21 protein-coding genes are annotated in these 18502 nt (G+C 67.5%); 9 read left to right on the top strand and 12 right to left on the bottom strand.

All coding sequences use genetic code 11. The features are described from left to right. Positions 1–12: 12 nt before the first annotated feature. Positions 13–654 (bottom strand): glutathione S-transferase family protein, encoded by a 642-nt coding sequence (locus tag F9Z44_RS00680; RefSeq protein ID WP_159602693.1) that lies wholly within the window; start codon positions 652–654, stop codon positions 13–15. A 118-nt stretch (positions 655–772) separates the two neighbouring features. On the opposite strand from F9Z44_RS00680, the gene F9Z44_RS00675 reads away from it, so the two are divergent. From F9Z44_RS00675 to F9Z44_RS00665, 3 genes are all read left to right on the top strand, one after another. Then, on the top strand, positions 773–1711 hold the full coding sequence (locus F9Z44_RS00675; protein WP_159602691.1) for a LysR family transcriptional regulator: 939 nt from the start codon (positions 773–775) through the stop codon (positions 1709–1711). A 102-nt stretch (positions 1712–1813) separates the two neighbouring features. Continuing rightward, entirely contained in the window at positions 1814–2146 is a 333-nt protein-coding gene (locus F9Z44_RS00670) for a YegP family protein (protein ID WP_159602689.1), read from the top strand. Positions 2147–2281: 135 nt separating this feature from the next. Next, the gene (locus F9Z44_RS00665) at positions 2282–3244 is read left to right on the top strand and encodes a hypothetical protein (RefSeq protein WP_159602687.1); all 963 of its coding nucleotides are present in this window, start codon (positions 2282–2284) and stop codon (positions 3242–3244) included. Between the two features lie 8 nt (positions 3245–3252). Here F9Z44_RS00665 and F9Z44_RS00660 read toward each other — a convergent pair whose 3' ends face one another. From F9Z44_RS00660 to mnmG, 6 genes are all read right to left on the bottom strand, one after another. Continuing rightward, positions 3253–4167: a ParB/RepB/Spo0J family partition protein gene (locus F9Z44_RS00660; RefSeq protein ID WP_159602685.1), complete on the bottom strand. Its 915-nt coding sequence runs from the start codon at positions 4165–4167 to the stop codon at positions 3253–3255. Positions 4168–4184: 17 nt separating this feature from the next. Next, positions 4185–4724 (bottom strand): RBBP9/YdeN family alpha/beta hydrolase, encoded by a 540-nt coding sequence (locus F9Z44_RS00655; protein WP_159602683.1) that lies wholly within the window; start codon positions 4722–4724, stop codon positions 4185–4187. A gap of 17 nt (positions 4725–4741) precedes the next feature. Beyond that, positions 4742–5512, bottom strand: coding sequence for a ParA family protein (locus F9Z44_RS00650; protein WP_159602681.1), 771 nt, complete (start codon positions 5510–5512; stop codon positions 4742–4744). Positions 5513–5521: 9 nt separating this feature from the next. Further along, the gene (locus F9Z44_RS00645) at positions 5522–6136 is read right to left on the bottom strand and encodes a LysE family translocator (protein WP_159602679.1); all 615 of its coding nucleotides are present in this window, start codon (positions 6134–6136) and stop codon (positions 5522–5524) included. Positions 6137–6216: 80 nt separating this feature from the next. Then, on the bottom strand, positions 6217–6891 hold the full coding sequence (rsmG, locus tag F9Z44_RS00640; RefSeq protein WP_159602677.1) for a 16S rRNA (guanine(527)-N(7))-methyltransferase RsmG: 675 nt from the start codon (positions 6889–6891) through the stop codon (positions 6217–6219). Continuing rightward, on the bottom strand, positions 6888–8861 hold the full coding sequence (gene mnmG, locus F9Z44_RS00635; protein ID WP_159602674.1) for a tRNA uridine-5-carboxymethylaminomethyl(34) synthesis enzyme MnmG: 1974 nt from the start codon (positions 8859–8861) through the stop codon (positions 6888–6890). Before mnmG ends, rsmG begins: the two co-directional genes overlap by 4 nt. 207 nt (positions 8862–9068) lie before the next feature. Here mnmG and F9Z44_RS00630 point away from each other — a divergent pair, with 207 nt between their 5' ends. Then, a complete protein-coding gene (locus F9Z44_RS00630) occupies positions 9069–9524 on the top strand; it encodes a hypothetical protein (protein WP_162147739.1) in 456 nt (151 codons plus the stop codon). 23 nt (positions 9525–9547) lie between these two features. Continuing rightward, positions 9548–10138: an NADPH-dependent FMN reductase gene (locus F9Z44_RS00625; protein WP_159602671.1), complete on the top strand. Its 591-nt coding sequence runs from the start codon at positions 9548–9550 to the stop codon at positions 10136–10138. Positions 10139–10148: 10 nt separating this feature from the next. Here the strand turns inward: F9Z44_RS00625 and F9Z44_RS00620 are convergent, their stop codons facing one another. Continuing rightward, complete coding sequence (locus F9Z44_RS00620; protein ID WP_159602668.1) at positions 10149–11543, bottom strand: AcvB/VirJ family lysyl-phosphatidylglycerol hydrolase; 1395 nt, start codon at positions 11541–11543, stop codon at positions 10149–10151. Next, positions 11540–14116 (bottom strand): bifunctional lysylphosphatidylglycerol flippase/synthetase MprF, encoded by a 2577-nt coding sequence (gene mprF, locus F9Z44_RS00615; RefSeq protein ID WP_159602665.1) that lies wholly within the window; start codon positions 14114–14116, stop codon positions 11540–11542. Before mprF ends, F9Z44_RS00620 begins: the two co-directional genes overlap by 4 nt. A gap of 52 nt (positions 14117–14168) precedes the next feature. Here mprF and F9Z44_RS00610 point away from each other — a divergent pair, with 52 nt between their 5' ends. From F9Z44_RS00610 to F9Z44_RS00600, 3 genes are all read left to right on the top strand, one after another. Then, the gene (locus F9Z44_RS00610) at positions 14169–14462 is read left to right on the top strand and encodes a YkgJ family cysteine cluster protein (RefSeq protein ID WP_159602662.1); all 294 of its coding nucleotides are present in this window, start codon (positions 14169–14171) and stop codon (positions 14460–14462) included. Continuing rightward, positions 14459–15118: a Crp/Fnr family transcriptional regulator gene (locus tag F9Z44_RS00605; RefSeq protein ID WP_159602659.1), complete on the top strand. Its 660-nt coding sequence runs from the start codon at positions 14459–14461 to the stop codon at positions 15116–15118. The genes F9Z44_RS00610 and F9Z44_RS00605 overlap by 4 nt, the downstream gene beginning before the upstream one ends. 107 nt (positions 15119–15225) lie before the next feature. After that, positions 15226–15417, top strand: a complete 192-nt coding sequence (locus F9Z44_RS00600) for a YgaP family membrane protein (RefSeq protein WP_159602656.1) — start codon at positions 15226–15228, stop codon at positions 15415–15417. Positions 15418–15432: 15 nt separating this feature from the next. On the opposite strand, the gene F9Z44_RS00595 is transcribed toward F9Z44_RS00600, so the two are convergent. Further along, on the bottom strand, positions 15433–16212 hold the full coding sequence (locus F9Z44_RS00595) for an outer membrane protein (RefSeq protein WP_159602653.1): 780 nt from the start codon (positions 16210–16212) through the stop codon (positions 15433–15435). Positions 16213–16388: 176 nt separating this feature from the next. Here F9Z44_RS00595 and F9Z44_RS00590 point away from each other — a divergent pair, with 176 nt between their 5' ends. After that, positions 16389–17159, top strand: a complete 771-nt coding sequence (locus F9Z44_RS00590; RefSeq protein WP_159602650.1) for a class II aldolase/adducin family protein — start codon at positions 16389–16391, stop codon at positions 17157–17159. Between the two features lie 54 nt (positions 17160–17213). Here the strand turns inward: F9Z44_RS00590 and F9Z44_RS00585 are convergent, their stop codons facing one another. Together F9Z44_RS00585 and F9Z44_RS00580 are read right to left on the bottom strand one after the other, a co-directional pair. Beyond that, positions 17214–17582, bottom strand: coding sequence for a YciI family protein (locus F9Z44_RS00585; protein ID WP_159602647.1), 369 nt, complete (start codon positions 17580–17582; stop codon positions 17214–17216). Between the two features lie 115 nt (positions 17583–17697). Continuing rightward, positions 17698–18453, bottom strand: coding sequence for a hypothetical protein (locus F9Z44_RS00580; RefSeq protein ID WP_159602644.1), 756 nt, complete (start codon positions 18451–18453; stop codon positions 17698–17700). Positions 18454–18502 lie beyond the last annotated feature (49 nt).

Here is an 18502-nt window from a genome sequence, read left to right as displayed (position 1 = left end):
GTCTCTCGGTGTTCATTGTTTCTGGGTGGTGAAGCCTTCGCCCACCCAGGTTTTTTGCCAGCTGGGCAGCTGCTCCACGCTCTCGGTGAGCCAGCGGCGCAGGTGGGGGTGTTCGTTCAGCGGGAGGCGCTGCCAGCCGTGCAGGTGCATGGGCGCAGCCAGCGCGATGTCGGCGATGGTGGGGCCGTCGCCCACGATCCACCGGCGGCCGTCGAGGCGTTTTTCCAGAATGTCGGCGAGCTTGTGGAACTGCGCGGCGTTGGTCTCCAGCACACTCGCATCGGGCTGCCCACCCAGCAGGGGTTTGACGCAGTTTTCAACCAGGTAGACATAGCAGCTCGGGAACCAGCTGGAGGACTCCCAGAGCAGCCAGCGGTTGATGTCGGCGCGCTGACGCAGGTCGGTGGGGTAGCAGGCGGCGTTGCCCATCAGGTCGGCGGCGTACTGCAGGATCGCATTGGATTCCCAGAGCACCAGATCGCCATCGACCATGGCGGGCACCGAGGCGTTGGGGTTGATCGCCATGTAGGGCTCGCCCTTCTGCTCTCCCTTGAAGTAGTCCACATGGACCAGCTCGTAAGGTGCGCCGATGAGCTCCAGTCCGGCGAGCACCTTGCGGCAGTTGATGGTGATCGGGTCGGCGTGAATCTGCATGTTGTCTCCAGTGTTTTATGGCGGTGATCGAAGGGTCACCTGCGCGCAGTCTAGGCATTGACTTCGCTGGGTGCATCTGCTGGAATGCCAACCGTTTGTGTCCAGACTGGCAACAATCGTGACGCCCTCGCCCCTCGCTGCCTCCATCTCCTCCGACATGCTCACGGCCTTTCTCAAGGTAGCCGACCGGCTCAGCGTGAGCGGTGCTGCGGACGAACTGGGCCTGGACAAGAGCGTGGTGAGCAAGCGCGTTGCCCAGCTGGAGCACAAGGTGCAGGCCACGCTGTTCAGCCGCAGCACGCGCAAGGTGGCGCTCACGCCCGCGGGCGAGGCGTATGTGGACTACGCGCGGCGCGCACTCGGCGAGATGCTGGCGGGCGAGGAGCGGCTGCGTGCGCTGCGCTCCGAGGTGAGCGGGCGCATCCGCATGACGGCCCCGGTGTCCTGGGGACAACGCGTGCTGGCCAAGCAGTTGCCGGAGTTCCTGCGCATGCATCCCTCCATCGAGGTGGAGCTTCAGCTGGTGGACCGCATGCTCGACATCGGCAGCGAACGCATCGATGTCGCCCTGCGCTGGACCGCCCATTCCCTGCAGGAGCTCAGCGCCGTGCAGATTGCGCCCGTGGGCTGGCTGCTCGCCGCCTCACCGGCCTACCTGGCTGCGCACGGTGTGCCCTCGGTACCCGACGATCTGCGGGGCCACAACTGCCTGTGCTACTGGCGCGAGAGCGCCGACGATGTGTGGACCTTGCTGCCCTGCGGCGAAGCCGCACCCGGCCTCGTCGCGCAGCAGGTGCGCGTGGGTGGCCGGTACCACGTGGACAACCCCGAAGCCGTGGCCGAAGCGGCGCTGTCGGGTCTGGGCATTGCACTCCTGCCCGACTACCTGTGTCAGGACGAACTGGCCACTGGCCGCCTGTTGCGCGTGTTGCCGCTGTGGACACCTCAGACCAAGTTCGGCTCGCACATCACGGCCATCGGCGCGCCCGAGCGCATGGCGCTGGCGCGCAACCGGCTGCTGGTGGGGTTCCTTCGGGACAGTCGCTGGAGGGCTTGAGCGGGCGCCCCCTGCGGTGCCGGACCTGCGGTGTCGCAGGCCGCACGAACGCCATGAACGGCCTACGATGAACCTCTCTTTTCACCAAGGCACGGAGGTCATATGGCAGGTTGGTACGAACTGAACAGGAACGACAAGGGCCAGTATTCGTTTGCCCTGAAGGAGGCAAACGGCGAGGTCGTTCTGCGCAGCGAACTCTACGAGACGCGCGCTGGCGCCGACAATGGAATCGCCTCGGTCCAGAAGAACAGCACCAACGAATCCGCCTACACGCACAGCGACGCCTCGGACGGCCGGTTCTATTTCAATCTCAAGGCCGCGAACCACCAGATCATCGGCACCAGCCAGATGTACAAGACGGCGGCCGCACGCCGCGCCGGCATGGAGTCGGTCCGCACCCACGGACCGAGCACGGTGGTCAAGACCGGGGATTGACCCGGCAGGCGGTGTGTGTGCCAGCGCATGGACCGCGTGCGCTGGCTGGCGTATGTTCTACAGTCGGCTCGCGCCGGCTCGCTGCATTCCGCGACAGGGCCCAGGCGCGACGCGAACCGTTGAATGGAGGCCCACATGCGCCATCTGCTTCTTGCCTTGCCACTCCTGTTGCTGCAGGTCCCCACAGCCCAGGCCCAGATCTCCGTGAGCATCGGCATCAACCTGCCGGTGTACCCCCAGCTGCAGCGCGTGCCGGGTTACCCGGTGTACTACGCGCCCCAGGCCCCGGGCAACTTCTTCTTCTACGACGGCCTGTACTGGGTCTTCGAGGACGACGACTGGTACTACAGCAGCTGGTACAACGGCCCATGGCGCCTGATGGAGCCCGTGTACGTGCCCGTCTACCTGCTGCGCGTGCCCGTGCGCTACTACCGCCGCCCACCGGTGTATTTCACCTACTGGCGCGCCGATGCGCCGCCGCGCTGGAACGAGCGCTGGGGCCGCGACTGGGAGCGGCAACGCAGCGGCTGGGACCGCTGGGACCGCAACAAGGCCCCCGCGCCCGCGCCCCTGCCCGACTACCAGCGCAACTACCCGCAGGGCCGCTACCCGCAGGCCGAGCAGCAGGACAACATCCGTTCCGAGAAATACCGCTACCAGCCGCGCGAGCCGGTGGTGCGCCAACAGCTTGCGCAGCCGCAACGGGTGGCACCCAGCCCCCGGGAACGGGAGGACGTGCGCAGGCCTGAGCGGATGGAACGACCCGAACGACCCGAGCGACCCGAACGGGTCGAACGCATGGAGCGGCCCGAGCGGATGGAACGGGCCCAGCCCCAGTACCAGCCCCGGTCCGAGGAACGCATGGCGCCAGCGCCGGATCGCCGCGCCTATGAACAACGCCGGTCCGAACAACGCGCGGCGCCCGAACCCAGGGTCGAGATGCAGCGCCAACCGCAGATGCAACCCAGGGAGCGGGTCGAGCAACCCCGCATGGAGCCGTCCAACCGCGGTGGCGGTGGGCAGGACCGCCAGCCCCGTCAGCGCCGGCTGGAGGACGAAGAGCCCGGACGCGGCAACGAACGTGGCAACCGGGGCTGAGTTCGCGCTCAGCGGCCGCCGCGCAGCTTGTCGATCAGGCCGTTGAGTTCGTCCAACGAGCCGAACTGGATGGCCAGTTCGCCCATTTCTTCAACACGGCCGTGGCGCTTGACGCGCTTCTTCACGCGCACCTCGACCTCGGCCATCAACAGGTCGGACAACTCTTCTTCCACGCGGCGGATGTCGCGCGACTTGTCTTTCTTGAGCTTCTGAGGCGACAGCGCGAACTCGGCGCCGAGCTTCTTCACCAGACTCTCGGCCTCGCGCACCGACATTTTTTTCGCCGCGATCTGGTTGCCGGCGGTGATCTGGCTGGCCTTGTCGAGCGCCAGCAAGGCGCGCGCGTGGCCCATGTCGAGGTCGCCAGCCATCAGCATGGTTTGCACCGGCTCGGCCAGCTGCAGCAGGCGCAGCAGGTTGCTGGCGGCGCTGCGCGAGCGGCCCACCGCCTGGGCGGCCTGTTCGTGAGTGAGCCCAAACTCTTTCACCAAGCGTTGCAGGCCGTGGGCTTCTTCCAGCGGGTTGAGGTCTTCGCGCTGGATGTTCTCGATCAGCGCCATGGCGGCGGCCGACTCGTCGGGCACGTCGCGCACCAGCACAGGCACGCTGTCCAGCCCGGCCAGCTTCGAGGCGCGGAAGCGGCGCTCGCCGGCAATGATCTCGAACTTGCCGGCGTTCGGGCCGCCGGCCAGCTTGCGCACCAGGATCGGCTGCATCACCCCCTGGGCCTTGATGCTCTCGGCCAGCTCGTAGAGTGCGCCCTCGTCCATGCGCGTGCGCGGCTGGTACTGGCCCGCCACCAGCTCGGTGAGCGGCAGGTTGGAGGGCAGGCTGCCGGGCTCAACCGGTGCAACGTCCAACACTTTGGGGCCCAGCAGGGCTTCGAGTCCACGGCCGAGGCCCTTGGGTTTTTTGGTGACCATGGGTCGTCTTTCGAGAGTCAGAGGTTCATGAGTTCGGCGAGCACCGCGTGGCCGGCCGGCCAGTCGCCCAGGCCGGACTCGGCGTTGATGTGACCGGCCTCGCCCAGATCGACGAAGCGCGAGCCCCAGGCGGCGGCCAGTGCCTGCACGCGCTCGAAGCTGCAATACGGGTCGTTGCGGCTGCCCACCAGCACGCTGGGGAACGGCAGGCGATGCATGGGAATGGGCGACCAGCTGGGCAGCACTGGGCGCATTTCCTCGCGCTCGGCGTCGCCGGGTGCAACGAGCAGCGCGGCTTTCACCCGCGCAGTGTTCTGCGAGTGCGCGGCCCAGGCCGCCGTGTGCAGGCAACCCAGGCTGTGGGCTACGAGCACGGCGGGTTCGTCACAGGTGAACAGCACCTCCTCCAGTCGGGCGATCCAGTCGCCACGGCGGGGCTGCAGCCAGTCGTGCTGGTCCACCCGACGGTAGCCGTGTGCCGCTTCCCAGCGGCTTTGCCAGTGGTCGGGGCCGCTGTTCTGCCAGCCGGGCAGGATGAGGACGTTCTGGGGTTTCACGTGAATCAGCGCTTCGCTCACAACTTGCCGATGCGCGCCACCATCTCGGCCGCGAAGGTCACGAAAGCCTGGCTGCCACGAGCGGACGGGTCGAACACCACACCGGGCAGACCGTAGCTCGGCGCTTCGGCCAGGCGCACATTGCGCGGGATCACGGTGTCGAACACCTTGTCGCCGAAGTGGGCCTTGAGCTGGTCACTCACCTGCTGCTGCAGGGTGATGCGCGGGTCGAACATCACGCGCAGCAGGCCGATGATCGCGAGATCGTGGTTGAGGTTGGCGTGCACCTGTTTGATGGTGTTGACCAGGTCGGTCAGGCCTTCGAGCGCGAAGTACTCGCACTGCATGGGCACGATCACACCGTGCGCGGCGCACAGGCCGTTGAGGGTGAGCATGCTCAGGGACGGCGGGCAGTCGATCAGCACGAAGTCGTAGCTGTCGAGCACCTCTGCCAGCGCGGTCTTCAGGCGCTTCTCGCGCCGCTCCACCTCCACCAGCTCCACCTCGGCGCCGGCCAGTTCGCGGTTGGCGCCGAGCACGTGGTAACCGCACTTCTCCGAGTACACCGCCGCCTCGGCCACCGAAGCCGACTCCAGCAACACGTCGTAGACCGAGAGCGCCATTTGCCGCTTGTCCACACCCGAACCCATGGTCGCGTTGCCCTGGGGGTCGAGGTCGACCATCAAGACACGCTGGCCCACCTTGGCCAGGCCAGCGGCCAGGTTCACCGTGGTGGTGGTCTTGCCGACGCCGCCCTTCTGGTTTGCGATGCAAAAGATTTTGGCCATGTGTTCTTCTTATTTGGAGATGGCCAACTTGATGCCGAAACCGATGAGAAAGACGCCGGCGACTTTCTCCAGGACTCGCCCAATGACGGGGTTGGCGCGCATGCGCTCGGCCAGAAAGTGGGTGAGCAAGGTCACGACCAGGCCATAGGCGAAGGTGAGCACAGCAATGGTGGCGGCCATGGCGCCGAAGGTGACCAGTCCCTGGTGACGGGCCGGGTCCACGAACAGCGGGAAGAAGGCCATGTAGAACACCACAGCCTTGGGGTTGAGCAGGGTGATGACGATGGCCTGCTGAAAATACTGACGCGGGCGGATGTTGAGGATGGGCGCGTCGCCTGGTTTGGCGACGAGCATTTTGAAACCGAGCCAAGCCAGATAACCTGCGCCCAGCCACTGCACCGCGCTGAAGGCGGCTGGGTAGGCTGCCAGCAAGGCCGCCACGCCGGCCACGGCGAGCCACATCAGCACCTGATCCCCGGCCATCACGCCCAGCGTGGCCGCCAGTCCACCCCTAATACCACCCTTGCTGGTGGAGGTGACCAGTGCCAGATTGCCTGGCCCCGGGATGAGCAAGAACACGACGATGGCGGCGGCGAATGCGCCGTAATCTGCGATGCCGAACATGGAGAACCCCCGGGAAGTGGAGGGTCGAGTTTACGTGAAGGGTTTGCGCGACACCGCCCTGCCCGGCGCGCCTGTGATGCTCAGGCTACAGCGTCGGGGTTGGGGCGCATCCAGACAATGCAGCGATCGGCATCCAAGCCGGGCACCTGAAGCTGTTCCACGTGAAACACATCGACTCCAGGACGTGCAGACGCCAGCGTCTCCAGCTCGTCGCCGGGGTGTTTGCCCTTCATGGCCATCCAGACACCGCCTTCGTTCAGGGCGCTCTTCGACCAGTTCGTGAAATCCACCAGTGAGGCAAAGGCACGCGAACACACCACGTCGTAGCCCTGCCCCGACAAGGCGTTGAGGCTCTCCACCCGAGCGTGCAGCCCGCGCAGGTTGGGCAGCTTCAGCGTGGCCGCCGCCTGCTGAATGAAGGCGGCCTTCTTGGCCACCGTGTCCACGCAGGTCACATCGATCTGCGGGCAGGCGATGGCGATCACCACGCCAGGCAGACCGCCGCCGGAGCCGACGTCCAGCAGCTTCACCGACCGATCGCCCACTTGCCTGAGCAAGGGTGTGATTGCGGCCAGGCTGTCGAGCAGGTGGTGCGTCATCATCTCGGCAGGATCGCGCACGGCGGTGAGGTTGTAGACCTTGTTCCACTTCTGGAGCAGGCCCAGGTAGTCGAGCAACAGGCCGACCTGACGCTCGTCGAGCGCGAGCTGGAGCGACTGCAGGCCGACCTGCAGGGTGGTCCTCAAGTCGCTCATGCCTCGGCGTCCGCCGCAACCGCCAGCGTGGCGAAGCCCTTGAAGCCACCCTTCTTCAGGTGGATCAGCAGCAGCGAGATGCTCGCGGGCGTGATGCCCGAAATGCGCGAGGCCTGGCCCAGCGTCTCGGGCCGGTGTTTGGCCAGCTTCTGCCGAGCCTCGAACGACAACGCAGTCACCTGCAGATAGTCCAGATCGGTCGGCAGCTTCAGGCCTTCGTAGTGAGATGCCCGCTCCACTTCGTTTTTCTGGCGGTCGATGTAGCCCGAGTACTTGGCCGCGATCTCCACCTGCTCCACCACCGGCTCCAGCAGATCACCCAGTGTTTCACGTGAAACGTCGGGGCCGGCGTACTTGCCACCGTCCAGCCCCACAAGTTCCGAATAGGCCACGCCGGGGCGGCGCAGCAGGTCAAACAGGTTGTGTTCGTGTTCGATGGCCTTGCCCAGCACCCGCTCCGATTCGGCGGCTGGCAAGCTGCGCGGGTTCACCCAGGTGGCTTTCAGGCGCTCTGTTTCACGTGAAACAGCGTCGCGCTTGCGGCAGAAGGCGTCCCACTGCGCGTCGCCCACCAAACCCATGCGCCGGCCAGCTTCGGTCAGGCGCATGTCGGCGTTGTCTTCGCGCAGCTGCAGCCGGAACTCGGCCCGACTGGTGAACATGCGGTAGGGCTCGGTCACGCCCTGGGTGATGAGGTCGTCCACCAGCACGCCCAGGTAAGCCTCGTCGCGGCGTGGCAGCCAGGCGTCCTCGCCCCGGCACTGCAAGGCAGCGTTGATGCCGGCGAACATGCCCTGGGCCGCGGCCTCCTCGTAGCCCGTGGTGCCGTTGATCTGGCCGGCAAAAAACAGACCCTGGATCTGTTTCGTCTCGAAGCTGCTCTTGAGCGAACGCGGATCGAAGTAGTCGTATTCGATGGCGTAGCCCGGGCGCAGGATGTGTGCGTTCTCCAGGCCCTTCATGCTGCGCACCAGCTGGTACTGGATGTCGAACGGCAGGCTGGTGGAGATGCCGTTGGGGTAGACCTCGTGCGTGGTCAGGCCTTCGGGCTCCAGAAAGATCTGGTGGCTGTCCTTGTCGGCGAAACGGTTGATCTTGTCTTCCACGCTGGGGCAGTAGCGCGGCCCCACGCCCTCGATCTTGCCGGTGAACATGGGGCTGCGGTCGAAGCCGGAGCGGATGATGTCGTGCGTGCGCTCGTTGGTGTGCGTGATCCAGCACGGCACCTGCTGCGGGTGCATGGCCACCTGGCCCATGAAGCTGAACACCGGCACGGGCTTGTCGGCGTTCATGCCGCCGGGCACGCCGTCGCCGGGCTGCTCGGTGCACTGGCTGTAATCGATGCTGCGGCCATCCAGACGCGGCGGCGTGCCGGTTTTCAGGCGGCCCTGTGACAGCTTCAACTCTTTCAGGCGCCCCGAAAGCGACACAGCGGGTGGGTCGCCCGCGCGGCCGGCCGCGTAGTTGTTCAGGCCCACATGGATCTTGCCGTCGAGGAAGGTGCCGGCGGTCAGCACAACGGTGCGGCTGCGAAAGGCGATGCCCACTTGCGTGACGGCGCCCACCACGCGGTCGCCCTCCACCATCAAGTCGTCCACCGCCTGCTGGAACAGCCAGAGATTGGGCTGGTTCTCCAGCGTGCGGCGGATGGCGGCCTTGTAAAGCACGCGGTCGGCCTGGGCGCGGGTCGCGCGCACGGCCGGACCCTTGGAACTGTTGAGGATGCGGAACTGGATGCCGCCTTCGTCGGTGGCCAGCGCCATCGCGCCGCCCATGGCGTCCACCTCTTTCACCAGGTGGCCCTTGCCGATGCCGCCGATGCTGGGGTTGCAACTCATCTGGCCCAAGGTCTCGATGTTGTGGGTCAGCAGCAGGGTGCGTTGTCCCATGCGGGCGGCCGCAAGCGCGGCTTCGGTGCCGGCGTGGCCGCCGCCAACGACGATGACGTCAAATTCCTGGGGGTACAACATGGTGGTGATCGCTTCCGGGGTGCTGTCGGCCCGGCGCCCCGGGCAACCCGCGATTGTCCCACCGTTGCAACATTTCTGCCCTGCCCCGCCATCCGGTCAACGGCCAAGCCCCGCAGGCACTAGCGCGGTGCCCGGATGGCGGTGATTCCAGCGGATTCCTACCCTGAGCGTCAGCCCACTCCCGGGCAGAACGCAGCAAGGATTCCCATGAAAACACCCTGGCTTGTGGCCAGCTCCGCCGCCCTGGTCTGCCTCAATGTCCACGCCGGCGCCGGCTTCATGTTCGGCATCAGTCACAATCTCGGCGGCGACACCGGCGTCACTTTCAAGATCCTGTCCTCGGACCGCCGGCACCAGCCGGTGCTGGCCGCGGGCGTGAGCTTCTTCCCCGGCGAGGGCCGTCGGATCGGCCTGGACGTGAGTGTGGGCTACAGCTTCCAACGCACCACCGTCACCTTCAGCCGCGACCTGGTCTTGGACCGCTTCCAGATCGCCTGGGGCTTGTCCAGCACGCGCTGCCCGCCAGCGCCAGCGCCGGCACCCGCGGCGATCCCCGCACCACCACCCCCTCCCCCTCCCCCTCCCCCTCCCCCGCCACCGCCACCGCCACCTCCACCGCCACCCGATCCTGAAGAGGGCGACTACTTCGACAGCGCCTTCTGATCGAAGGCCGCCACAATGGCGGCATGACCCAACCCCTACCCCTCCTCGTTTTCGCCGGCAGCACCCGCAGCCAATCCTTCAACCGCAAACTCGCCACCGTCGCCGCCGGGCGTGCCCAGGCCGAAGGCGCACAGGTCACCCACATCGAGCTGGCCGACTTCGATTTGCCGATCTACAACGCCGAGCTGGAGGCGCGCGGCACGCCCGCCGCCGCCGTCAGGCTCAAGGAACTCTTCCACGCCCACCCGGCCTGGATCATTGCATCGCCCGAGTACAACGGCAGCTACACCGCGCTGCTGAAAAACACCATCGACTGGGTGTCCAGCCCCATCAAGGGTGACCCGCTCTGGGCCAGCGGCGCCAAGCCATTTGCCGGCAAGGTGGTGGGCTTGCTGAGCGCCTCACCAGGTGCCCTTGGCGGACTGAGAAGCTTGTCTCACCTCACTCCACTGCTCCTGAATTTGCAGTGCTGGGTGGCGCCGAAGCAGTTTGCCCTGTCCAGGGCTGGCGAAGCTTTCGACCCCGACGGTCAACTCTCCACCGAGGCTGCGCGCAACGCGGTGCACGGCGTGGTCGACCAGGTCTTGTGGGCCGGCCAGCGCCTGCGGCCCTGAGAGAGCGCGCTCAAGGCGCCTTGGTGCGCTGCAGGATCTGATCGGTCAGCTTCTGGTAGACACCGTCAAAGTGGTGGCCCCCGGCCATGGGCACCGGGGTCACGAACTCGGTGGACACGTGCGGGCACAGGGTCTCGCGGTCGTCGGTGCCGTAAATGCACAGCGTTTTGGCCGCAGTCATCTTCTGCAGCTCGGGCATCAGCAGCAAGCCCGCGGTGTTCTTGCTGACCCAGTTGGTCAGGCGGAATTCAAACGAGGCCTTTTCGCCCGGCCCGATGAGCACGGTGTGGGCCAGCAGCGTGCTGGAGGTGGCGGGCAGGCGGTTGACTGCGAACGGCAACACGTCGGCGCCCTGCGAATAACCGATCAAGACCACGCGGCTCTTCTTCCACTGGACGGCAAAGGTGCGCATCACGCGGTCGAGGTCTTGCGCCAGGCCATCGGGCGTGCGGGCCGACCAGAAATAGCGCAACGAATCAAGCCCCACCACCGGCATCCCGGCGGCCGCCAGCTTGGCCGCCAGTTGTTTGTCGATGCCGGCCCAGCCACCGTCACCCGAGAGCAGCACGGCCAGGGTGTCCGACGGCACGGTGCTGGGCACCAGCACCAGCGGCAGGTCGGCCACGCCGCTCTCGGGCGCCACCGGTGCCACCACCAGGTCTTTGGTGAGCTTCTGGTGCGCGGCCAGCAGCGCATTCAGCGCACCGGGACCCGTGGCACCGGCGTGGTCCGCGCCCGGCACCTGCACCAGTTCAGCGCCACCCACCTGGGCCACGAACTTCTGCGCCGCCGCCGGGCTGCACAGCTTGTCTTCGCTGCCCTGCAGCGCCACCCAGGGCGCTCGCAGCTTCGTCGTGGGCAGCAGCGCCAAGGGGGCGCCACGGGTTCGCTGGGTGAAGTGCACGCCCTCGCCTTTGCACAGCGGCTTCTTCAAGGCCAGCTCGGGGCAGAAGCCCATGGAGATGGCGCCGGCAAAGGTGTCTTCGGGCGCCTGCGCGAGCATGGCGTAGGCCAGCGTGCCGCCCAGGCCCGGGCCCACCAGCAGCGGCGGGAAATACGCCGGCAGGCGCGCGTAGCCCTGCAGAAAATGCGAAAGGTTTTCCAGGTCGCCGTCGGGCAGCAGGCAGTCGCCGCTGTCCTTGCCGATGCGCGCGAGCATGTTCGGCGTGTGGATGCCCGCCACCGCGGCGCCCTGCTCGGCCAGGGCCTGCGCCTGGGCGGCAAGTGCGGGCGTCCAGCCGGCGTCACCCGAGAGGAACAGCACAAACGACTTCGCCTCGCCCTTGGGTCGGACCAGCGAGACGTCCTTGAAATTGCCGTGCGAGATCTTTTCCTGCGCGTGGGCCGGCGCGGCGGCGCCCAGCGCCAGGGCCGCGGACAGGAGGGAGGTGGCAATGAGGTTCATTTGGTGATCACCCGGCGCAGGCCGCCGGCGATGAGCGCGGCCACGTCGGCGAGGATGAAAAAAGGTGCAAAACCGCCCGGGCAGGCGAGGTAACGGGGCTCCCAGGTGGGGTCGAATTTCTCCTTGAAACCCCGCAGACCCTGGAAGTTATAGAAGTTCTCGCCGTGGTTGAACAGCAGGCGGCCCAGCCGGTGCCAGTTGGGTGCCAGCGGATGCTGGGCCATGCCCGAGAGCGGCACCATGCCCAGGTTGAAGCGCTGGTATCCCTCGGCCTTGAAGTGCAGCAGCGTCTGCGCGAACAAGAAATCCATCGAGCTGCGCGGCGCATCCGGCAGCTGGCGCATCAGGTCCACGCTGGCCTCCTGCTTCTGGTCGGTGCACAGCAGCGTGGCAAAGGCCACCAGCCGATCGGCCTGACGTACCACGGCGATCGGCTGGCGCAGCACGTAATCGCGGCGGAAAGCGCCGAGCGAGAACGACTTTTCAGCCGTGTTGTGGTCGCTCAACCAGGCGTTCGAGATCGCCTCCAGCTCGTCGAACACGCCCTCGGCCTGACCAGGGGCCAGCACCTCGAAACGCAGCTCTTCGCGCTGCGCACGCGCCACGCCATGGCGCAGGTTGGCGCGGCGCTTGCCCTCCAGGCTGAAGCCGGGCAGATCCACCAGCGCACATTCGCCCAGCTTGTAGACACGCAGGCCCGCGTCCAGGTACACCGGCAGCGCCTCGGGGCGCACCTGGTAGAAGGCCGCGCGCCCACCGGCTTCGCGCACCTGCTCCACGAAGCGCCAGACCAGCTCAGTCCACTCGGCCACAGGCCCGACCGGGTCGTACAGGGCCACCCACGAGCGCCCGCGCCGCCCGAACATGATGAAGGTCCGCTGCGAGTCCGACACCATCAGGCTCTTGTCGCCCATCATCACCAGTCCGGCACCCGCCGAGCCCTGCGCGCGCACCACGCGCGCTGCCTGGTCGAGCGCGCCGGGGTCCGGCTTCACAAGCGCGGTGCGCGGGCGGCGCAACAGCTGGCTCAAGGCCAGCATCAGCGTGATCACGGCCACCCCCACCATCGCGCGAAGCGAGCGCGGTGCGTAGCCGTCGAACTCGAACTGCCACCACACCTGGTTCACGTATTCGACATCGCGGTAGACAAAAAACAGCAGCGCCGTGAGCGCGGCCAGCACCGCCGCCACCGCCGCCAGCCAGCCCCAGGTGAAGGCCTGCGAGAACAGCGCGGCCTGGCGGTTGAAGTGGCGGCGCGAGAGCGCCAGCGACGTGCCCAGCACGATCAACAACACCGCCTCGGACACCGCGATGCCCTTGGGCAGGCACAACACCAGGCTCAATAGCACCAGCACCAGGCCGGCCCACCACGAAGCGTCCAGCCGCAGGAACATGCCGCGCGCCACGAACAACAGGGCCAGCCCGACGATGCTGCCCAGGAAGTGCGCCGCCTCCACCACCGGCAGCGGCATGGTCTGGGTGAGCAGGTCGGTGGCGTCCTGCGTGGCCGGCGTCACGCCCGAGACCAGCAGCGCCACGCCCACCACCCAGGTGAAGGCCGACAGCAGCAGCGGCGACAGGCTGGTGGCCGCCTTCACCACCGGTGTGGCCGCGCCCCGGCGCCACTCGGTGGCCGCCAGCCAGGCCACGGCCAGCGCCAGCGGCAGCAGGTGGTAGATCACGCGGTAGAGCACCAGCGCACCCGCCAGCTGCTCGGCCGGCACCCGCTGGCCCAGGGCCAGCAGCATCACGGCTTCAAACACCCCCAGGCCGCCCGGCACATGGCTGATCACGCCCAGCGCGATGGCCAGCGCAAAAAACCCCACGAAGGCGGGGAACGCCACCGCGTCCGCCGGCAACAGCACCCACAGCGCCGCGGCCGCCGCCACCACGTCCACCGCCGACACCAGCAGCTGCTGCGCCGCAATGGACGCGCTGGGCAGGCGCAACACCAGACCGGGAAACACCTTCTGCTCACCGCCCCGCATGCACAACCCGAGGAACACACCTGCGGCCACCATCACGGTCACGCCCGCGAATTTCAACAGCGCGGAAGGCACCCCCAGCATGACCTGGACCGTGGCCGAACCCCACACCAGCGCGGCCGCGCCCACCACCGCAATGCCCAGCGTGAAACCCACGGCGTTGAAGACGATGGCACGCGAGATCAGCCCCGCTTCCAGCCCGGCCGCGCCGTACAGGCGCATGCGCACCGCACCGCCCGTGAGCACACCCAGACCGATGGTGTTGGACAGGGCATAGGCGATGAACGCGGTTTTGCCGACCACCGGGTAGGGCAGGCGTGCACCGGCGTAGGTCAGCGCAGAGAGGTCGTAGAACGTGAGGGCGACATAGCTCAGCGCCGTGGCCAGCACCGCCAGCAGCAACACCGGCGGTGGTGTGGCCCGCACCGCATCGACGATCTGGTCGTAGCTGAGCTCGGCCATGACCTTGTGCGCGGCCTGCACCACCAGCGCGCCCAGCAGCAGCGCCAGCGCGGCATAGACCCACAAGCGCCACTGGCTGAGCCGTGAAATCAGTGTTTCGGGAGCGGGAACGGTCACAAGCGCCATGGGGTGGCTCAGTGTAGCGCCGGCACCCTGCGCAGGAACGACAATCGCGGGCATGACCACGGCGTCCCTCCGCGCACCCACAACCCCCTGCCGCCCCGGCTGCGCCGCCTGCTGCACCGCTCCCTCCATCAGCACGCCCCTGCCCGGCCTGCCGCTGGGCAAACCGGCGGGCATGGCCTGCCCGCAGCTCGACACCGACCTGCGCTGCCGCCTGTTCGGCCTGCCCGAGCGCCCCGCGGTGTGCAGCTCGCTGGAGCCCGGCCCCGAGATGTGCGGCGAGAGCCGCGAACACGCCATGGGCTGGTTGACCCGGCTGGAGCGCGACACCCAACCCCACCACCCATGAACAGCACCGACCGGCAGTCCCTCGCCCACCTCTACCCAGCGCTGGAAGCAGCCGTGTCGGCCCCCGACGCCGAGTCCCTGGCGGTGATGGACGTGCCCGCCGGCGCCACCTTGTTTCGCGAGCAGGAGCGGTGTGGCGGTTTCCCGCTGCTGCTCAGCGGCGAGGTTCGGGTCTCGCGCTCGGCCAGCAGCGGGCGCGAGCTGGAGCTCTACCGCGTGGTGCCGGGCGAGATGTGCCTGGTCTCGTCGTCCTGCCTGTTCGTGGACCAGCCACTGAGCGCCCACGGCGTGACGGTCAAGCCCACCCGGCTGGCCCTGCTGACACCCGCCGCCTTTCGCGCCGCGCTGGCCCACGCCGGCTTCCGCGACTTCGTGCTCGGCCTGTTCGCCGCGCGGCTGGCCGACCTCACAGGCCTCATCGAAGCCATCGCTTTCCAGCGCCTGGACAGCCGCCTGGCCGCCTCCTTGCTCGGCCACGGCACCCAGGTGCACGCCACCCACCAGGCGCTCGCCGACGAGCTGGGCACGGTGCGCGAGATCGTGACCCGCCTGCTGCACCGCTTCGAGCGCGACGGCTGGGTGGAACTCTCGCGCGAGTGCATCACCGTGCGCGACAGCGCAGCCCTGCGCACCCTCGCCGCGCTGCAACCCCGCTGAGCGCCTGCGGCCTGTGTGACCCAGGTCACATACCCGCAGCGCGCGGGCGGGCCCAATGGCCGCACACCGCCCGCGTCAGGGTGGCCACTGTCAAACGGAGAAACACCATGACCAAAAACGTCGGCGGCATCGACCGCGCCCTTCGCATCACCATTGGCCTGGCCCTGATTGCCGCGGCCGCCACCGGCACCGTGGGCCTGTGGGGCTACATCGGGGTGCTGCCGCTGCTCACCGGCCTGGTGGGCTGGTGCCCGCCGTACTCCATGCTGGGCTTCAACACCTGCTCCGTGAAAAAGTGAGCCCGGCCCTGGGGCTCACCAGCGTTTGTTGAGCCCCAGGCGCAGTTGATCGGCACGCAGACGGGCGCGGGTGGTGAACACGTCGGCCGGGAAGGCGCCTGCGGTGTTGCTCAGGTTGTTCGATGCGCTCGACACACGGCCCAGGTCCAGATGCAACACCTCGGCCTTGACAGACCAGCCGCCCTCAAGACCGTGCTCATACCCCAGGCCGAACACCCACCCCCACTGGCTCGTTGACAACGAGGTGCTGGCTCGCGCGGCCGGATCGTCGTCAAGGAACTGTGCGTCCACATTCACACGGGCCAGGGCCAGGCCCGCCGTTGCGTACAGAAGGGAACGCCGCCACGCATACCCCACGCGACCGCGTGCGGTGATCAACCCATCGGCTTTGATCGACTGGCGCAGCTGGTAGGAAAACGGCGCGCAGCAAGGGTAGACAGCGCCTGCGGACCGGGAGCCCCGCAGGTTCATGTTGCCCAGGTCCACCTCGAAGCCCGCGACGCCCCGACCGCGCTGCCAGTTGCGCCCCCAGGACAACCCGGCCGAGACCGCACTGGGCGACAGACCGCCCCGACCCGAGGCCGCGATGGCACCGACACTGGAGGCTTCGAAATAGGTACCGGCGGACAGCTCGTACCCCGAGCCCACGAATTCGGTGCTCGTGGACAGGCGCGTCCGCGCCGAGGTATGGGCGCCATGGACACCCAGGTAAGACCCGCTCCAGTCCATCTCCGTGGCCCCCGACACACCCGCCCACACGCCACCCACCAGCACCAGACACGCACGTAGAGCCACGGCCTCACCCCTTGAAGTTGAAAGACCTTCAACGGTAGGGATGGCGGCGCCGAATGAACATCGGCGCCTCACCGCAGGCAGCACGGCCGTCTGTCCTTGCAGGGACAGGACAGACGCGTCCAGGCGGCATACAGTGCAAGGCTCGCGTCCACTCCCAACGCGCCAGGAGACACACCATGCACATCCCGTCCCTCAGAGAAGTGGTCAGCGCCGAAGAATGGGCGCTGCGCTGTGACCTCGCCGCCTGCTACCGGCTGGTGGCCGCCTACGGCTGGAGCGATCTGGTCTTCACCCACATCAGCGCCAAGCTGCCCGACTCGGTCACCGGCGGCGAACACCAGTTCCTCATCAACCCCTACGGCCTCATGTTCGACGAGATCACGGCCAGCAGCCTGGTCAAGGTCGACATGGCCTGCAACAAGCTGCTGGACTCACCCTTCCCGGTGAACCCGGCCGGCTTCGTGATCCACAGCGCCGTGCACGAAGCGCGGCCAGAAGCCGGCTGCGTGATGCACACCCACTCGCGCGCCGGCGTGGCCGTAAGCGCACAGAAGGCCGGCATCCTGCCCATCAGCCAGCAAAGCACCTTCGTGCTCGCCTCGCTGGCGTACCACACCTACGAAGGCGTGGCCCTGCGGGCGGAAGAAAAGGTGCGCCTGCAGGCCGACCTGGGCAAAGCCAACCACCTCGTGCTGCGCAACCACGGCCTGCTCACGGTGGGCAAGACCATCCCCGACGCCTTCCTGGCCATGTACACGCTGGAGAACACCTGCCGCATCCAGATCGATGCGATGGCCGGTGGCACCGAACTCACCCAGGTCGACCCCGCCATCCTGGCCAGCATGGCCGACGTGATGCGCGTGGCCACGGCCGGGCTTGGGTCACAACTGGCCTGGCCGGCGCTGCTGCGCAAGGTGGAGAAGCTGGATGCGGGGTACAGGACCTGAGCGTTCCGCAACGGCAGGTGGCCATCAACGATTGGTGGCTGGCCCGGATCAGCATCAGCCCAGATAGAAGTCCATGGGAATCAACTCGATCCCCCATCCCCCCGCCTCACCCAGCGAGGCTGCGGGGTGCATGGCTGCGAGGCGCAAGGCTTCGTCTCGGCTCTCGGCTTCGATGATGAACAGACCACCCACCATTTCCTTGGCCTCGGTGTAGGGTCCGTCGCTGATCTGTGGCTTGCCACCGCGGGGGCGCAGCGTCATCCAGTGCCTGGACTCGGAAAGTGACGCAGAGACCAGAACCTTTCCAGTGGCGCGCATCTTCTCGTCCATAGGCGGGCATTGGCTCACCAGTGCCTGCACGTCGTCTGGCGTCATCGCGGCGAATTTGTCGGGGTTGTAGTACGCAAGGCCGAGGTACTTCATGACGGACTCCTTTGTGGGTTGCTGCTGTCTTCACGACGAAGCGGGCACCCGGCCATCGACAAGATCCCGATTTCTCCGGGTGATCGCGCCACACAGCGGCAGCAGCGTCGCCCCCTCAGACACCCCGCCCGACAAAACCCGTCATGCCGTCGAGCACCGTGCGCAGCCGCATGAGCTCACGCGAACCGTCCAGCCGGGGTGACCACGCCGCCAGCTTCGACACCCAGCCCAGGCGCGGCAGCAGGTGCGCGATGAAGTCGCGCAGCGCCGGGCCGCCGGTGCCGGCGTCGGCGTAAGCCTGCAGCACCGCGCGCACCGCGTCTGGCCCGAGCGGCTGCAGATAGCGGGCGAGGGACAAGAGCAGTTGCAGCGCGTCGTACACCTGCACCGTGGCCAGCGCCATGCCGGGTTGCAGGCGCTCTTCAAAGTCGAGCCGGGCGAAGTGGTCGCCGTTCCAGGTGAGGTTGCGGGTCTGGGCGCCGCCGTGCCAGTGGCCGCGGGTGTGGAAGGCAGCGAGGTCGGCGCTGGCGGCGCACATCAGCGCCAGGCGCTCACCTTCGGGCGAGCGGTGCAACACGTGGTCCAGCGTGTCGCCGATGTCGCTGGTGGTGAGCGAGAAACCGTCGAAGGCCAGCACGGTGGGCACGTGTTCACCAGCGGCGGCCAGGGCCAGCAGGCGCTGGTGCTCAAAGGCCAGCAGCTCGGCGCCGTCGGTCTGGCGCACCGCACGCCAGGGCACCGGCACCCCCACGAAATGCGCAAACAGCCAGATGCCGGCGGACTTGCGCCAGCTGCGCAGCGGCCGGTCGGCGGTCTTGGTCCAGGTCTTGGCAGACGCGGCGGGAGCGGCAGTGGCGGCGGGGGTGTTCAAGCAGCCGGATTATCCCGAAAGCCAGAGCACCCGCGGAACTGGCTTTGCC

This window comes from Hydrogenophaga sp. PBL-H3, assembly GCF_010104355.1.
GTDB lineage: Bacteria > Pseudomonadota > Gammaproteobacteria > Burkholderiales > Burkholderiaceae_C > Hydrogenophaga.
This window is presented reverse-complemented; position numbering and strand designations above follow the sequence as displayed.

Bases quoted from the DNA above. Each gene is read 5' to 3' on its own strand.
- F9Z44_RS00680 (WP_159602693.1), bottom strand. From the start codon at position 654: ATGCAGATTCACGCCGACCCGATCACCATCAACTGCCGCAAGGTGCTC.
- F9Z44_RS00670 (WP_159602689.1), top strand. From the start codon at position 1,814: ATGGCAGGTTGGTACGAACTGAACAGGAACGACAAGGGCCAGTATTCG.
- F9Z44_RS00665 (WP_159602687.1), top strand. From the start codon at position 2,282: ATGCGCCATCTGCTTCTTGCCTTGCCACTCCTGTTGCTGCAGGTCCCC.
- F9Z44_RS00660 (WP_159602685.1), bottom strand. From the start codon at position 4,167: ATGGTCACCAAAAAACCCAAGGGCCTCGGCCGTGGACTCGAAGCCCTG.
- F9Z44_RS00650 (WP_159602681.1), bottom strand. From the start codon at position 5,512: ATGGCCAAAATCTTTTGCATCGCAAACCAGAAGGGCGGCGTCGGCAAG.
- F9Z44_RS00645 (WP_159602679.1), bottom strand. From the start codon at position 6,136: ATGTTCGGCATCGCAGATTACGGCGCATTCGCCGCCGCCATCGTCGTG.
- rsmG (WP_159602677.1), bottom strand. From the start codon at position 6,891: ATGAGCGACTTGAGGACCACCCTGCAGGTCGGCCTGCAGTCGCTCCAG.
- mnmG (WP_159602674.1), bottom strand. From the start codon at position 8,861: ATGTTGTACCCCCAGGAATTTGACGTCATCGTCGTTGGCGGCGGCCAC.
- F9Z44_RS00630 (WP_162147739.1), top strand. From the start codon at position 9,069: ATGAAAACACCCTGGCTTGTGGCCAGCTCCGCCGCCCTGGTCTGCCTC.
- F9Z44_RS00625 (WP_159602671.1), top strand. From the start codon at position 9,548: ATGACCCAACCCCTACCCCTCCTCGTTTTCGCCGGCAGCACCCGCAGC.
- F9Z44_RS00620 (WP_159602668.1), bottom strand. From the start codon at position 11,543: ATGAACCTCATTGCCACCTCCCTCCTGTCCGCGGCCCTGGCGCTGGGC.
- mprF (WP_159602665.1), bottom strand. From the start codon at position 14,116: ATGGCGCTTGTGACCGTTCCCGCTCCCGAAACACTGATTTCACGGCTC.
- F9Z44_RS00610 (WP_159602662.1), top strand. From the start codon at position 14,169: ATGACCACGGCGTCCCTCCGCGCACCCACAACCCCCTGCCGCCCCGGC.
- F9Z44_RS00605 (WP_159602659.1), top strand. From the start codon at position 14,459: ATGAACAGCACCGACCGGCAGTCCCTCGCCCACCTCTACCCAGCGCTG.
- F9Z44_RS00600 (WP_159602656.1), top strand. From the start codon at position 15,226: ATGACCAAAAACGTCGGCGGCATCGACCGCGCCCTTCGCATCACCATT.
- F9Z44_RS00590 (WP_159602650.1), top strand. From the start codon at position 16,389: ATGCACATCCCGTCCCTCAGAGAAGTGGTCAGCGCCGAAGAATGGGCG.
- F9Z44_RS00585 (WP_159602647.1), bottom strand. From the start codon at position 17,582: ATGAAGTACCTCGGCCTTGCGTACTACAACCCCGACAAATTCGCCGCG.